Genomic DNA, 14,309 nt, shown 5'->3' on the forward strand with positions numbered 1-14,309 from the left:
TACTGGATCGTCCGCCTTCGCGGACGATGACACCGAGCGTGCCGAAGGCATTCCGGCCACACGGCTCCCGCGAGTCTTTTCGCCCAGAATCTGCTAACACCTCCCCATGACAGCACCCGACGCGACCTCGCCCGCTGGCACCGATGCCCCCGCGACCTCCTGGCGCGACAGCCTGGCTGTTTACCTGCAACCTCGGGTGCTGATCGTGCTGTTCCTCGGCTTCTCCTCGGGGCTGCCGCTGGCGCTGTCGGGCTCGACGCTGCTGGTGTGGATGCGCGAGGCGGGGGTCGACCTCAAGACCATCGGGCTGTTTGCACTGGTCGGCACGCCCTACACGTTGAAGTTTCTGTGGGCGCCGCTGGTGGATGCACTGCATGTGCCGCTGTTCACCCGCGCCTTCGGGCGGCGGCGCGGCTGGCTGCTGTTCTCGCAGATACTGCTGATCATCGCGATCGTGCTGCTGGCGATGACCGATCCGGCGCGCTCACCGTTCTATGTCGCGCTCGGCGCGCTCTTGGTGGCGACGACGTCGTCGACCCAGGACATCGTGGTCGATGCCTTCCGCGTCGAGAGCCTGCCCGAGAGCGAGCAGGCCGCCGGTATGGCGGCTTACGTCGCGGCCTATCGCGTCGGCATGCTGGTCTCGACTGCGGGAGCGCTGTTCATCGTCTCGGGCTTCGAGAGCACCGGCCTTGCTCGCACCTCGGCCTGGATGTGGGGCTATGTGGTGATGGCGGCGATGGTGCTGATCGGGACGATCACGGCGCTGATCGCGACCGAGCCCGAAAAATCAGTGAGGGCAGAAGCCGCGACACATGAGGAGACCGCGTTCACGCGCGTGCTGCACGCGGCAATCGGTGCCTTCTCGGAGTTCCTGTCGCGCAAGGATGCGATCGCCGCGCTCGCCTTCGTCGTGCTGTTCAAATTCACCGACGCCTTCTCGGGAACGATGACAGCACCTTTCGTGATCGACCTCGGCTTCACCCGCAATGATTATGCGGCAATCGTGAAGGGGGTCGGCCTTGCGGCGACGCTGATCGGCGGCTTTGCGGGCGGCTTTGTCGCGCGGCGCTATTCGCTGGCGACCTCGCTCTGGATCGGCGGGATGGTGCAGGCGCTGGCGAACCTCACCTTCTCCTGGCTCGCGGTGGTCGGCACCAATCAATGGGCGCTGGCGCTCGCCATCTGCGCGGAGAATTTCACCAGCGCGATCGGCACCGTGATCTTCGTCGCCTATCTCTCCGCACTGTGCCAGAATCCGCTGCACACCGCGACGCAATATGCACTGCTCACCGCACTTGCGGCCGTCGGGCGGACATATCTGTCGTCAGGCGCCGGCTTCGTCGCCAGTGCAACCGGCTGGCCATTGTTCTTCGTGATCTGTGTGCTGGTGGCGATTCCGAGCCTGGTGCTGCTGACCTGGCTGCAGAAGCGCGGGCATTTCGAGGCGTTGGGACCGGTGAGGGTATGACGCTGAAGTAGGGTGGGTTAGCGTAGCGTAACCCACCAACGCCTATCTCCGCGGAGTTCAGAAGTGGTGGGTTACGCCTTCGGCTAACCCACCCTACGGCACTACGGCACCTCGCCTGCCGCCTCTTACTTCTTCACCAGACTCCACTTCGTCACCACGGCTTCGCTCATCTGGCCGGGATCGCTGGCGCAGGTGATCTCGTCGACCTTGACCGAGATCTCCTTGCCGACGAACGATTTCAGCTGCGAGGCCTGTGCGTCGCTGGAGGTGACGAGCTGGAACGTCTCGGGCCCGGTTTCGAGATCGCAAAGCCCGCTCGGCGGCGGCAGGCGGCGCGGCTCGGAGGTGATCTGGTACATCGCAATGCGCTTGCCAGCATTCTTGACGTCGCGAATCTTCATGGCGTTCAGCTCGCCCGAGAGCACCTCGCCAGCGCTGATCGGCTTGCCGGGCTTCGGGGGCGGCGGCGCCTGGTCGTCCTGCTGCGCGGCGATCGCCGGGGGCACCAGCAGCAGCATCGTCGCGACCAAAGCGCAGCGCGTGGCGAAGAGTTTCGTCATGTCGTCAGTTCCGTAAGTCTGGATGGAGATTCTTGCTTTGACGCGTTTTCTTCACGCGAACCGGTATCCACTTCGCTCGAAAACGCTCTAGAACAGGGTCCGCTGCCGCATCGCGGCCGATAGCGTGCCCTCGTCGAGATAATCAAGCTCGCCACCGACAGGCACGCCGTGGGCCAATCGGGTTACTTTGACGCTGGCGTCCTGAAGCAGGTCGGTGATGTAATGCGCCGTGGTCTGGCCGTCGACGGTCGCATTCAGCGCCAGGATGATCTCGTGCACCTCGGCCGCATGGGCGCGCGCGACCAGCGCGTCGATGGTGAGATCCTGCGGGCCGACGCCGTCGAGCGGCGACAGCGTCGCGCCCAGTACGTGGTAGCGCCCTTGCGTCGCATTGGCCCGCTCGAGCGCCCAGAGATCGGCGACGTCGGCGACGACGACGATGATCGCGGGGTCACGCTTCGGATCGGTGCAGACGGTGCAGGGATTTTGCGTGTCGATATTGCCGCAGGTCTTGCAAACCTGGACCTTGTCGAGCGCGACCTGCAAGGCAGAGGACAGCGGCATCATCAGCGCTTCGCGCTTCTTGATCAGATGCAGCGCTGCACGCCGTGCGGAGCGCGGACCGAGGCCCGGCAACCGTGCGAGAAGCTGGACCAGCCGCTCGATCTCAGGACCTGCAACCGCGCCCATGTTACTGGCCGAACAGCCCCGGCGGCAGCCCGAGGCCGCCGGTGAGCGACTGCATCTTCTCCTGCATCGCCGTCTCCGCCTTGCGGCGGGCATCGCCGAGCGCAGTCACGAGCAGATCTTCCAGCACCTCGCGTTCTTCGGCCTTCATCAACGAAGGATCGATCTTGACGCCCTTGACGTCCATCTTCGCGGTCATGCGCACGGTAACGAGACCGCCACCGGAGATGCCTTCGACCTCCACGTTGGCGAGCTGCTCCTGCATCTCCTGCATCTTGGATTGCAGCTGCGCCGCCTGCTTCATCATGCCGAGAAAATCAGCCATGGGTATCGTCCTTGGAAAGAGTGGCTCAGAGATCGTCGTCGCCGTCGGAACCGTCGATCGGATCGTCGCTGCCATAGTCCGCGTTAATATTGGATTCCGGCGTCTCGGGGGCAAGCCTGCGGACCTCGACGACCTTTGCACCTGGGAAGCGCAACAGCACCTCCTGCACGCGTGGATCGGCTTCCGCCGCACGCGCATGTTCCTGCTTGGCCGCCTGGTTCACCGAGCGCAGCGTCGGCTGGCCCTGCTCGTTGGAGACGATCACGGTCCAGCGCCGGCCGGTCCACAACTCGAACTTCTTCGCAAGCTCCGAGATCATGGTCTTGGAGGCGTTGGGCTCGAGCGCGACTTCCAACCGGCCCTCATCGAAACGGACGAGGCGCATGTCGCCTTCGAGCGCGCCCTTGGTCAAGAGATCGCGCTTCTGCCCGGCAAGCGCGACGAGCTGGGTGAAGCTCGTGATGCGCAGCTGGGGAGCCGCACCTTGCGGATCTGGCGCAGGCGCCGCCATCTGCGGCCGGGCGCCGCCGCCGAACGCTGATGGCGCTGACGTCGGCATGCGGACCGGCGCAGCGGAGGTAACGGATGCCGCAGAGGCCAGCGGCGCAGACGGCGCGTTACTGCGTGCCGCACCGCCTCCGCTCACGACCGGCGAGCCGCCGCCGTTCTGCTCCAGCATCCGGATCGCTTCATCGGGCGTCGGAACATCGGCGACATAGGCGATGCGCACCAGCACCATCTCGGCGGCCGCGGCGGGGCGCGTTGCGGCCTGCACTTCGGTGATGCCCTTGAGCAGCATCTGCCACATCCGCGACAGCACACGCATCGAGATCTTCGCGGCGAATTCCTTGGCGCGCACGCGCTCGGTCTCGCCATAGGCGACGTTGTCGGCCGTCGCAGGCACGATCTTCACGCGGGTGACGAAATTGACGAACTCGGCGAGATCGGACAGCACGACGATCGGATCGGCGCCGACATCGTATTGGTCGCGGAACTCCTTGAAGGCCGCGGCGATGTCGCCGCGCGCCAGCGACTCGAACAGATCGATGACGCGGGTGCGGTCGGCGAGGCCCAGCATCTGCCTGACCGCATCAGCCTTCACCTGCCCCGCCGCATGCGCGATCGCCTGGTCGAGCAGCGACAGCGAATCGCGCACCGAGCCTTCCGCCGCGCGCGCGATGATGCCAAGGGCTTCCGGCTCGATCTCGACGCTTTCCTTCGCGGCGACGTTGGCGAGGTGCTTCATCAGCACGTCGGCCTCGACGCGCCGAAGGTCGAAACGCTGGCAGCGCGACAGCACAGTGACCGGAACCTTGCGGATCTCGGTCGTCGCGAACACGAACTTGGCGTGCTCCGGCGGTTCCTCCAGCGTCTTCAGGAAAGCGTTGAACGCCGCCGTCGACAGCATGTGGACTTCGTCGATGATGTAGACCTTGTAGCGGGCGCTAGCTGGCGCGTAGCGCACGCTGTCATTGATCTGGCGGACGTCGTCGACACCGGTATGTGAGGCGGCGTCCATCTCCAGCACGTCCATGTGCCGGCTTTCCATGATCGCCTGGCAATGCACGCCCAGCGCCGGCATGTGGATGGTCGGCCCCTTCACCGACCCGTCCGGCATCTCATAGTTGAGTGCACGGGCGAGGATACGCGCGGTAGTGGTCTTGCCGACACCGCGGACGCCGGTGAGAATCCAGGCCTGCGGAATCCGTCCGGTCTCGAACGCATTGGAGACGGTGCGGACCACAGCCTCCTGGCCGATCAGATCGTCGAAGCTTGAGGGGCGGTATTTGCGCGCCAGCACTCGGTAGGGCGCATTGCCGGCGCTGTCAGCATTTTGAGGGGCGCCAGCGTCGGTCATTGGTCGATCCGCAATGAATTCTCTCTCGGCCGGCTTTTGCGGAAAGGAGCGCGCGGGCGGCAGGCCGCCGGCGCTGGTTCGCTCGGAAAAACAGGTAGGAGACTGACGAGCGACCCGATCCGGACCTCGTTAGGGCTGCTTCCTTCCGGACCTGACCCGGTTGGCGAGTGGCTCGTCCACCGCCAATCTCCCGGTCCCTATTTGGGGCTAAAGGGAGCGGAAAGCAAGCGGGTATCGGCTCAAACGGATCGAGTTTGCCCGGTCTCCGGGCATATCCGGATCTGCCAGCCGAGAGGCCGTGCTTTCGCTGGTGGGACCACCTTGCTAAGAACGGCAGCTGGAACTCCATCCGGGCATGATCCGCAGGAGTCCGCGAGGCGCGCCTTCCTCGGCCATGTCCACACCGGCGCCCTGCCGTCGGCCACCGCAGCACCCTGATGTCCGATCTCAACCGTGTCTATCTCGTCACCGGCGCCGCCAGCGGAATCGGCCGCGCCACCGCGAAACTGCTTGCCGCACCCGGCATCGCGCTTCTCTTGCACACGCGCGCGAACGCTGAAGGTCTCGACGCCACCGCGACGGAGGCCGAAGCGAAGGGCGCAGTGGTCGCGAAGTGCCTCGGCGATCTCGCCGAGGCAGCAGCCGTCACCGATGCCATCGCTGCGGCGCAAGCCGCCTTCGGCCGGCTCGACGGATTGATCCTCATCGGCGGCCACGCCCGCCGCGGCAGCGCCATCGGCACGCCGGCGGATCAGTTCCGACAGGCGATGGACGAATCGGCGCTGGCCTTCACACGCATGGTCGAGGCCGCGCTTCCGCTGCTGCGCACGGCGCAAGATCCGCGCATCGTGGCGGTGTCCTCCTTCGTCGCGCATGCGATCCGGCCCGAATTCGCGCCGTTCGCTGCAACCCCCGCGAGCCGCTCCGCGCTGGAAGCATTGGTGAGACTCACCGGGATGGAGCTCGCGAAGGACGGCATTACCGTCAACGCGGTTTCGCCCGGCCTCATCATCAAGGACAAGCCGAGCGAGAGCCGGCTATCGCCGGATCAAATCGCGGCGACCGAGGCGCTGATCCCGATGCGTCGCCGCGGCCGACCAGAGGAGGTCGCCGAAATCATCGCCTTCCTGGCATCCCCGAAAGCATCCTACATCACCGGCCAGGTCTGGCACGTCAACGGAGGCCTGATATGAGCGAAGCAACCGTCTAAGCGCGTGCTGCTCGAGCTGACGTCGAGCGACGGCGCGATCGGCCGGCCTGGCGTTGCTCGACATCTCGAAGCGATTCGGAAGCAATTCGGCGCGCGCTTGAGGCGCGCTTGTCCGGGACGACGACCGTGTATGCGGTGACAGCGGGGCACGATCCTTCCCCTCGGGGAATCGGTATCGTATGGTCGGAGCCCAACATGCCCGCTCCCATCGGGCCATCCGGAAACCCATATGTCCGATCCCGTCTGGTCGCTGCACTCCCGCCTGAAAGAGGACACCATCGACATCGGCGATCTGCCGCTGTCGAAGGTGCTGGTGATCAAGGACGCGCACTATCCCTGGCTGCTGCTGGTGCCGCGGCGGGTGGACGCAGTCGAGATCATCGACCTCGACGAAGTGCAGCAGGCGCAACTGATGACGGAGATCTCCCGCGTCTCGCGCGCGCTGAAGGAGATCACCAAATGCGACAAGCTCAATGTCGCGGCGCTCGGCAATCTCGTGCCGCAGCTTCACGTCCACATCATCGCGCGCCGCACCAGCGACGCCGCCTGGCCGCGGCCGGTCTGGGGCGTGATGCCGCCGCTGGCGCATGACGCGAGCGAGGTTCAGAATTTCATCAGCGCGCTTCGCCGAAAAATCTGGCTGGGTTGAAAGAACAAGAAATGTCAGCATTCGACTCGTTTCCGCTGGGGCAACCGGCCTTCGTCACCAACATCCTCGATCGCGCCGCGCATCTGCGCCGCGACGACGAAAAACTGTTCGCGATGGAGCAGAAGCCGTCGTCGCGTGCCTACGTCGTCTACCGCGACTCGCTGCTCGTGAAGCGCGAGGGCGACAAGGTGCGCGCGCTGCTCTCGATTGACGAAGCCGTGAAATGCGGCGCCAATCCCGGCACGATCTTCCTCGGCCTGCGCGAGGGCGCGGCAGTATTCGGCATGGGTCTCGCCCAGGCCGCCGCCGAAAAACTGATCGGCCGCGAGGACTACACCCTCACCGAACTGCGCGGCATGGCGATGCAGGGCGCGATCCCGCCCGCCGAACTCTCGGCGATCGCAATGGCGAAATCGATGGTCAGCTGGCATCAGCGCCACGGTTATTGCGCCAATTGCGGCACGCGTACCGCGATGAAGGAAGGTGGCTGGAAACGCGACTGCCCGGCCTGCAAGGCCGAGCATTTTCCGCGCACGGACCCGGTCGTGATCATGCTGGTGGCCTCGGGCGACAAATGCCTGCTCGGCCGCCAGAAGCAGTTTCCGCCGGGCATGTATTCCTGCCTCGCCGGCTTCGTCGAGGCTGCCGAAACCATCGAAGACGCAGTGCGTCGCGAGATCCTGGAAGAGTCGGGCATTCGGTGCACCGACGTGCAGTACTACATGACGCAGCCCTGGCCCTATCCGTCATCCCTGATGATCGGGTGCAGCGCGCGGGCCGTGACCGAGGACATCGTCGTCGATCGCATGGAGCTGGAAGATGCCCGCTGGTTCTCGCGCGAGGAGGCGGCACTGATGCTGAAACGGACCCATCCCGACGGACTCGCCGGCCCGCATCCCTTCGCCATTGCACATCATCTGCTTGGCCGCTGGGTGCACGACAAGAGCTAGGGATGCCAATGGCGCCGTCCGGGATCGCGCCGCGCATCCTCTGCGTCGGCATGCCTGTGCGCGACCTCACCTTTCGGGTCGAGACCGTGCCGGCGCGCGGCAGCAAGGCAAATGCGACGCATATGGCCGAGATCTGCGGCGGCAACGCGCTCAATGCCGCGATCGCCATCGCGCGGCTCGGCGGGCGCGTCGCGTTTGCCGGGCCGATGGGCGATGCGAGGGAGACGTCGAGCAATTTCATTCTCGAGCGGATGGCTGCCGAGGGCATTGAGACCACACACATCGCGCGCGTGGCGGGCGCGGCCACGCCGGTCTCCGCAATCATCATCGACGCATCAGGCGAACGAACGCTGACGATCTATCGTGATCCCACGCTGTGGAGCGTGCACCTGCCAGCTGCAGACGAACTCCTCGCCGATTGTCAGGCCGTGCTCGTCGAAAGCCGCTGCGGCGCTTTTTGCATCGATCTTTGCACCGAGGCGCGCCGGCGTGGCATTCCCGTGATCGTCGGCGTCGATCGTGCGATGGCGCCGACCGACAGCCTGCTCACGGCCGCCTCGCATCTGCTGTTTGCGAGCGAGCAGGTGCAGGAGACCGCCGGCATCGCCGACGACGCCGACGCCTTGAAGGGCTTGGCTACGCTGACCCCGGCCTTCCTCGCCGCCACCCGAGGCCCCCGCGGGACGATCTGGCTGAACGAGACGGGCAAGCTGGAAGAGACCCCGGCCTTCCCGGTCGAGGCGGTCGATACGCTCGGGGCCGGCGACGTCTTCCACGGCGCCTTCGCGCTTCGGTTCGCCGAGGGCAATGGGGGTGCGGGAGGCGCTGCGATTCGCCGCGGCCGCAGCAGCTTTAAAGTGCGCCCGCCACGGAGGTGGCCTCGCCGCCCCGCAACGCATTGAAGTTGAATGGTTTTTACGAGACAGGCTCTAAAGCCATTCCGCCGACGCGCCGAGATAATGGACTTGCGGGAGAAGATTTTTCTCTATATGACTGAAACGAACCCATATATTGGAACAAAGTTCTTCAGATGACCGATGCCGCCGTCCAGATCCCCGAGACCAGCCGCCGCCTCGATGCGATCGACCGTAAGATCCTGATGGTACTCCAGGAGGATGCCTCGCTGTCGGTTGCCGAAATCGGCGACCGTGTCGGCCTGTCCTCGACGCCCTGCTGGAAGCGCATCCAGCGCCTGGAGGCTGACGGCGTGATCCTCAAGCGGGTGGCGCTGGTCGACCAGAACAAGATCGGGCTCGGTATCTCCGTATTCGTGTCGGTGGAGAGTTCCGATCATTCCGACGCCTGGCTCAAGAAATTCGCCGAGGCGGTCAGCGCCATGCCCGAGGTGATGGAGTTCTACCGCATGGCCGGCGACGTCGATTATATGCTGCGCGTCGTGGTCGCGGATATGCAGGCCTACGACGTCTTCTACAAGAAGCTGATCGCAGCCGTGCCGCTGAAGAACGTCACCTCGCGCTTCGCGATGGAGAAGATCAAGTCGGTGACCGCGCTGCCGATCCCGGCGGTGATGGCGGCGTAGGTCTCACCACACCGAAACTGTCATCGCCCGCGAAAGCGGGCGATCCAGTATTCCAGAGACGGCCGTTGTTGAGCCGAGAGGCCTCGGCGTGCTGGATGCCCCGGTCAAGCCGGGGCATGACAGCGGAGGACAAGGCACGAGGCGCGCTCCCCTGATCTCACCTCAAATCTTCTGATTGTACTCGCCGACCTCGGGATGGTTACGCAGCACGCTGTTCACCATCTCGAACATGTCGTGCATGCGCTGCTCGGAAACCGGGCTCTCGACCACGACAACGAGCTCGGGCTTGTTCGAGGAGGCGCGCACCAGGCCCCAGCTGCCGTCCTCGACCGTGACGCGCACGCCATTGACGGTGACGAGATCGCGGATCGCCTGGCCGCCGATCTTCGCGCCCTTGGCTTGCTCGCTCTCAAAATGCTTCACCACCTTGTCGATCACGCCGTACTTCACTTCGTCGGCGCAATGCGGCGACATGGTCGGCGACGACCAGGTTTTCGGCAGCGCATCCTTCAGGTCGGCCATCGACTTGCCCGGCGCGCGGTCGAGCATGTCGCAGATGGCGAGCGCCGACACCAGGCCATCGTCATAGCCGCGGCCATAGGGCTTGTTGAAGAAGAAATGGCCTGATTTCTCGAAGCCCGCGAGCGCACCGGTCTCATTGGTGCGGCGCTTCATGTAGGAATGGCCGGTCTTCCAATAGGCGGTCTTGGCGCCCTGCTTCTGCAGGACGGGATCGGTGACGAACAGGCCGGTCGACTTCACATCGACGATGAACTGCGCGTCCTTGTGGATCGCCGACATGTCGCGCGCCAGCATGACGCCGACCTTGTCGGCGAAGATCTCCTCGCCGGTGTTGTCGACGACGCCGCAGCGATCGCCGTCGCCGTCGAAGCCGAGGCCGACATCGGCCTTGTGATGCAGCACCGCGTCGCGGATCGCGTGCAGCATCTCCATATCTTCCGGATTCGGATTGTATTTCGGGAAGGTGTGGTCGAGCTCGGCGTCGAGGGGAATCACTTCGCAGCCGATCGCCTCCAGCACCTGCGGCGCGAACGCGCCGGCGGTGCCGTTGCCGCAGGCGGCGACGACCTTGAGCTTGCGCTTGAGCTTCGGACGGTTGGTGAGATCGGCGATGTAGCGCGCCGGATAGTTCTCGTGGAACTGGTAGGAGCCGCCCGCCTTGTTCTTGAACTCGGCATTGAGCACGATCTCCTTCAGCCGCGTCATCTCGTCGGGGCCGAAGGTCAGCGGACGATTGGCGCCCATCTTCACGCCGGTCCAGCCATTGTCGTTGTGCGAAGCGGTCACCATGGCGACAGCGGGTACGTCGAGGTCGAACTGCGCGAAATAGGCCATCGGCGTCACCGCAAGGCCGATGTCGTGCACCTTGCACCCCGCGGCCATCAGGCCGGAGATCAGCGCATATTTGATCGAGGCCGAATAGCCGCGGAAATCGTGGCCGGTGACGATCTCCTGGCGGACGCCGAGCTCGGCGATCAGCGCGCCGAGCCCCATGCCGAGCGCCTGCACCCCCATCAGGTTGATTTCCTTCTGGAACAACCAGCGCGCGTCGTACTCGCGAAAACCCGTGGGCTTCACCATCGGCTCGGATTCGAAGGCGTAGGTGTTGGGCGACAAGACGGATTTCGGCTTGGGGAACATTGAGGCGGTCTCGTGAAAAATGGCGGATTTGATGCAGCCTTAGCGAATGCCAGGACGCAGCGGAAGGCGGGAATGAAGGCTTATGGTCAATAATTGCGGCAGTTTGGTAACGGAAAAACGTTATCTGCCACAGGCTCGACAGGGCAATATCGAATATATCCAGACGCTATCCGCCCGAACCTACTGCTCCAGCACCATCTGACCGTTGGCGTATTCAAAACGCTTGAGACGCGACAGGAAGGAGAGGCCGAGCAGGTTCTCCGACAGCGCAGCGTCGGGGAGCACCATGGCATCGACATCGCGCACGATGAGGCCGCCGACATCAAGCATGGCGATGCGGGCGCGCGCTGCCTTGATGGTGCCGTTCGCGGTGGTGACCGGGGCATTGTATTCGCTGCGCGAGGGACGCAGGCCGAAGCGCGCCGCCGAGGTCTCGTTCAGCGCCACCACGGAGGCGCCGGTGTCGACCATGAAGCCGATGCGCTGGCCGTCGATGCGGCCTTCGGTCTGGAAGTGGCCGCGCACGTCGCGGGGAATGTTGAGGCTGCGGCCGCCGGCCGGCGCCATCGTCGCAACCGCCACCGTCGGATGAGGCACTGAGGTGGCGGACGCGGAGCTCATCCTGTCCGCCATCTGCGCCATGAAGGTGCCGAGGGCGATCATGATGGCCGCGAAGATCATAATGTTACGCATCACACCACTTCCGAGCCGGAGAGCTCGATTTCATCACGCGGCACGTCTGTCCGCGAGCGAACCGCGGCGGAGCCGGTGCTATTTTGACGAAAAGGATGAGCGGACGGTTAATGCGGCGTCAGGTGCCGCGCGGCTTAGCCCGCCGGGTCGGCACCGCGCTCGCCGGATCATCCGGCCAGGGGTGGCGCGGATAGCGGCCGCGCAGATCGGAACGGACAGCGGCGTAGCTGCCGCGCCAGAAGCCGGGGAGGTCACGCGTCACCTGCACCGGGCGCTGCGCCGGCGAGAGCAATTCGAGCACCAGCGGCACCTTGCCGGCAGCGATCGAGGGATGAGTGTTGAGCCCGAACAGTTCCTGCAACCGCACCGCAATGGTCGGCCCCTGCTCCGCCTCGTAATCGATCGCGAGCACGCTCCCCGTCGGCGCCTCGAAATGCGTGGGCGCCTCGCGGTCGAGCCGCGCGCGCATCTCCCAGGGCAATAGCGCCATCAGCGCATCGGAGAGATCGCCGGCGGTGACGTCCTTCAGCGCGATCTTGTCGTAGAGAGCAGGCACCAACCAATCGTCGCGCCTCGCGATCAGGCCATCGTCGGAGAGATCGGGCCAGCTCTCGCCCTCGGCCTTGCGCAAGAACATCACACGGTCGCGCCATTGTTTGGCGGCCTTCGACCAGGGCAGGCGGTCGAGGCCGGCGGCGATCAGCCCGTCGGCGAAGATGCGCGCAGTGTCCTCCGAGGGAGACACAGGAAGCGTCGCCTCGGACAGCGTGATCGCGTGCAGCACGCGCTTGCGACGCGCGCGCAGCGCCATCGCGCTGCGGTCGAACGAGATCTCGTCGACGCTCCCGATGTGCTCGGCAAAATGCCGCTCGATGTCGTCCTCGGCGATCTGTGCGGCGAGCAGGATGCGGCCGCTCGCGGCCGTGCCGGTCATCTCGCCGATCGCGACATAGGGTGCGCGCGCGAGCGAGGAGGTCTGCTCCACGGCGGCGCCGCGGCCATTGGCGAGCACGAAACTGCCGTTGCCGCGGTTGCGCGCGACGCGGTCCGGGAAGGCATAAGCGAGCATCAGGCCGGTCGAGAGATTCTCCTGCGGTCCCGGCTTCTCGGACGCTGCGACCTGCGAGGCCCAGCGTCGAGCGAGATCGCGCGCACTCGCCGCCCGCGGCGAGCGGTCCCGGCGGAACTGGTCGCGCCGGTGCTCGAGATCGACGCTGTCGCCGCCAAGCCCGCGCTCGGTGATGACAGCGGCGATCTCGGCCGCGTCTTCGCCGCAGCCTGCGCGATGCGAATCCACGATCATGCGGGCCAGCCGCGGCGGCAGCGCCAGCGCGCGCAGGCTCTTGCCTTCCGCCGTGATGCGCCCATCGCCGTCGAGCGCGTTGAGCTCGCCGAGCAAGTTCTTGGCTTCCTTCCAGGCCGGCTGCGGCGGTGGATCGAGGAATGACAACGCGGCGGGATCGGCAACGCCCCATTGGGCGAGATCGAGCACCAGCGAGGAGAGGTCGGCGCTCAGGATTTCAGGTTGCGTGTAAGGCGCGAGCGAAGCCGTCTGCGGCTCGTCCCAGAGCCGATAGCAGACGCCGGGCTCGGTACGGCCGGCGCGGCCGCGGCGCTGGTCGACTGCCGCACGCGCCGCGCGCACGGTCTCCAGCCGCGTCAAGCCGATGTCGGGCTCGTAGCGCGGCACGCGGGCGAGACCGGAATCGACGACGATGCGCACGCCTTCGATGGTGAGCGACGTCTCGGCGATCGAGGTCGCCAGCACGACTTTGCGCATGCCCTTCGGCGCAGGCGAGATCGCTCGGTCCTGCACGGCGGCGTCGAGCGCGCCGAACAGCGGCACGATTTCAATGCCGGCGTCCTGCACGCGCTCGCTGAGAAAATTCTGGGTGCGGCGGATTTCCGCAGCGCCCGGCAGAAACGCCAGCACAGAACCACTGTCGGCACGGAGCGCGGACGCGATCGCATCCGCCATCTGCCGCTCGATCGGCGAATCCGCCTTGCGGCCGAGATAGCGCGTTTCGACGGGAAAGGCGCGGCCCTCACTCTCGACGACCGGGGCATCGCCCAGCAGCTTGGCGACGCGGGCACCGTCGAGCGTGGCCGACATCACGAGGATGCGCAGGTCCTCGCGCAGGCCGAGTTGCGCATCGCGCGCCAGCGCCAGACCCAGATCGGCGTCGAGCGAGCGCTCGTGGAATTCGTCGAACAGGATGGCGGCAACACCGGAGAGCTCGGGATCGTCGAGGATTTGGCGGGTGAAAATCCCCTCGGTCACCATCTCGATGCGCGTGGCGCGCGAGATCTTCGAGCCGAAGCGGACGCGGTAGCCGACGGTGTCCCCGGCACGCTCGCCAAGCGTCTTGGCCATGCGGTCGGCACTCGCGCGCGCCGCAATGCGCCGTGGCTCCAGCACGATGATCTTTCTGCCTTTGGCCCAGGGCGCATCGAGCAGCGCCAGCGGCACCCGCGTGGTCTTGCCGGCGCCCGGAGGAGCGACCAGCACGGCCGCGTTGTGCGCCTCCAGCGTGCGCGAGAGGTCGTCGAGCACGGCATCGATCGGGAGGGGCGTGTCGAAGGTGCGGGGCAAGGGCTATCCACTCGTCATGCCCGGCCTCGTGCCGGGCATCCACGTCTTCGACTAGAAAACAGACGTGGATGGCCGGGACCCGGCTCCACGAACACTTCGCCGGGCTACAGA

Annotated in this window: 12 protein-coding genes, 1 other RNA gene and 1 pseudogene; 6 read left to right on the forward strand and 8 right to left on the reverse strand. The window is 65.7% G+C overall.

Features of this window, described 5'->3' with window-relative positions; all coding sequences use genetic code 11:
• The first annotated feature begins 106 nt into the window (after positions 1 to 106).
• Entirely contained in the window at positions 107 to 1,471 is a 1,365-nt protein-coding gene (locus tag BM374_RS13495) for an AmpG family muropeptide MFS transporter (protein WP_092292777.1), read from the forward strand.
• 125 nt (positions 1,472 to 1,596) lie between these two features.
• Here BM374_RS13495 and BM374_RS13500 read toward each other — a convergent pair whose 3' ends face one another.
• The 5 genes from BM374_RS13500 to ffs form a co-directional block, all read right to left on the reverse strand.
• A complete protein-coding gene (locus BM374_RS13500; protein ID WP_092292779.1) occupies positions 1,597 to 2,031 on the reverse strand; it encodes a hypothetical protein in 435 nt (144 codons plus the stop codon).
• An 87-nt stretch (positions 2,032 to 2,118) separates the two neighbouring features.
• On the reverse strand, positions 2,119 to 2,721 hold the full coding sequence (gene recR / locus BM374_RS13505; protein ID WP_092292781.1) for a recombination mediator RecR: 603 nt from the start codon (positions 2,719 to 2,721) through the stop codon (positions 2,119 to 2,121).
• A 1-nt stretch (position 2,722) separates the two neighbouring features.
• Complete coding sequence (locus BM374_RS13510) at positions 2,723 to 3,043, reverse strand: YbaB/EbfC family nucleoid-associated protein (protein ID WP_092292784.1); 321 nt, start codon at positions 3,041 to 3,043, stop codon at positions 2,723 to 2,725.
• Between the two features lie 25 nt (positions 3,044 to 3,068).
• The gene (locus BM374_RS13515; RefSeq protein WP_092292786.1) at positions 3,069 to 4,901 is read right to left on the reverse strand and encodes a DNA polymerase III subunit gamma/tau; all 1,833 of its coding nucleotides are present in this window, start codon (positions 4,899 to 4,901) and stop codon (positions 3,069 to 3,071) included.
• Between the two features lie 94 nt (positions 4,902 to 4,995).
• Positions 4,996 to 5,092: signal recognition particle sRNA small type (gene ffs, locus BM374_RS13520), an RNA gene on the reverse strand.
• A gap of 246 nt (positions 5,093 to 5,338) precedes the next feature.
• Between ffs and BM374_RS13525 the strand changes: the two genes are divergently transcribed.
• The 5 genes and pseudogenes from BM374_RS13525 (at position 5,339) to BM374_RS13545 (ending at position 9,250) form a co-directional block, all read left to right on the forward strand.
• Positions 5,339 to 6,094 (forward strand): SDR family NAD(P)-dependent oxidoreductase, encoded by a 756-nt coding sequence (locus BM374_RS13525; RefSeq protein ID WP_092292788.1) that lies wholly within the window; start codon positions 5,339 to 5,341, stop codon positions 6,092 to 6,094.
• 246 nt (positions 6,095 to 6,340) lie between these two features.
• On the forward strand, positions 6,341 to 6,760 hold the full coding sequence (locus BM374_RS13530; protein WP_092292790.1) for an HIT domain-containing protein: 420 nt from the start codon (positions 6,341 to 6,343) through the stop codon (positions 6,758 to 6,760).
• A gap of 11 nt (positions 6,761 to 6,771) precedes the next feature.
• The gene (nudC, locus tag BM374_RS13535; RefSeq protein ID WP_092292792.1) at positions 6,772 to 7,710 is read left to right on the forward strand and encodes an NAD(+) diphosphatase; all 939 of its coding nucleotides are present in this window, start codon (positions 6,772 to 6,774) and stop codon (positions 7,708 to 7,710) included.
• 8 nt (positions 7,711 to 7,718) lie between these two features.
• Positions 7,719 to 8,643 (forward strand): annotated as a pseudogene (locus BM374_RS13540) (sugar kinase).
• 97 nt (positions 8,644 to 8,740) lie between these two features.
• On the forward strand, positions 8,741 to 9,250 hold the full coding sequence (locus tag BM374_RS13545; RefSeq protein WP_092292794.1) for an Lrp/AsnC family transcriptional regulator: 510 nt from the start codon (positions 8,741 to 8,743) through the stop codon (positions 9,248 to 9,250).
• A 162-nt stretch (positions 9,251 to 9,412) separates the two neighbouring features.
• Here BM374_RS13545 and BM374_RS13550 read toward each other — a convergent pair whose 3' ends face one another.
• From BM374_RS13550 to hrpB, 3 genes are all read right to left on the reverse strand, one after another.
• Positions 9,413 to 10,912: a phosphomannomutase/phosphoglucomutase gene (locus BM374_RS13550; RefSeq protein WP_092292796.1), complete on the reverse strand. Its 1,500-nt coding sequence runs from the start codon at positions 10,910 to 10,912 to the stop codon at positions 9,413 to 9,415.
• A gap of 180 nt (positions 10,913 to 11,092) precedes the next feature.
• Positions 11,093 to 11,605, reverse strand: a complete 513-nt coding sequence (locus BM374_RS13555; RefSeq protein ID WP_177248276.1) for a TIGR02281 family clan AA aspartic protease — start codon at positions 11,603 to 11,605, stop codon at positions 11,093 to 11,095.
• Between the two features lie 118 nt (positions 11,606 to 11,723).
• Entirely contained in the window at positions 11,724 to 14,198 is a 2,475-nt protein-coding gene (gene hrpB / locus BM374_RS13560) for an ATP-dependent helicase HrpB (RefSeq protein WP_177248277.1), read from the reverse strand.
• Between the last annotated feature and the right edge of the window lie 111 nt (positions 14,199 to 14,309).

Origin of the sequence: Bradyrhizobium sp. Ghvi, from assembly GCF_900115265.1 — a bacterium.
GTDB lineage: Bacteria > Pseudomonadota > Alphaproteobacteria > Rhizobiales > Xanthobacteraceae > Bradyrhizobium.

Coding starts and splice junctions, on each gene's coding strand:
- BM374_RS13495 (WP_092292777.1), top strand. CDS start 107: ATGACAGCACCCGACGCGACCTCGCCCGCTGGCACCGATGCCCCCGCG.
- BM374_RS13500 (WP_092292779.1), bottom strand. CDS start 2,031: ATGACGAAACTCTTCGCCACGCGCTGCGCTTTGGTCGCGACGATGCTG.
- recR (WP_092292781.1), bottom strand. CDS start 2,721: ATGGGCGCGGTTGCAGGTCCTGAGATCGAGCGGCTGGTCCAGCTTCTC.
- BM374_RS13510 (WP_092292784.1), bottom strand. CDS start 3,043: ATGGCTGATTTTCTCGGCATGATGAAGCAGGCGGCGCAGCTGCAATCC.
- BM374_RS13515 (WP_092292786.1), bottom strand. CDS start 4,901: ATGACCGACGCTGGCGCCCCTCAAAATGCTGACAGCGCCGGCAATGCG.
- BM374_RS13525 (WP_092292788.1), top strand. CDS start 5,339: ATGTCCGATCTCAACCGTGTCTATCTCGTCACCGGCGCCGCCAGCGGA.
- BM374_RS13530 (WP_092292790.1), top strand. CDS start 6,341: ATGTCCGATCCCGTCTGGTCGCTGCACTCCCGCCTGAAAGAGGACACC.
- nudC (WP_092292792.1), top strand. CDS start 6,772: ATGTCAGCATTCGACTCGTTTCCGCTGGGGCAACCGGCCTTCGTCACC.
- BM374_RS13545 (WP_092292794.1), top strand. CDS start 8,741: ATGACCGATGCCGCCGTCCAGATCCCCGAGACCAGCCGCCGCCTCGAT.
- BM374_RS13550 (WP_092292796.1), bottom strand. CDS start 10,912: ATGTTCCCCAAGCCGAAATCCGTCTTGTCGCCCAACACCTACGCCTTC.
- BM374_RS13555 (WP_177248276.1), bottom strand. CDS start 11,605: ATGCGTAACATTATGATCTTCGCGGCCATCATGATCGCCCTCGGCACC.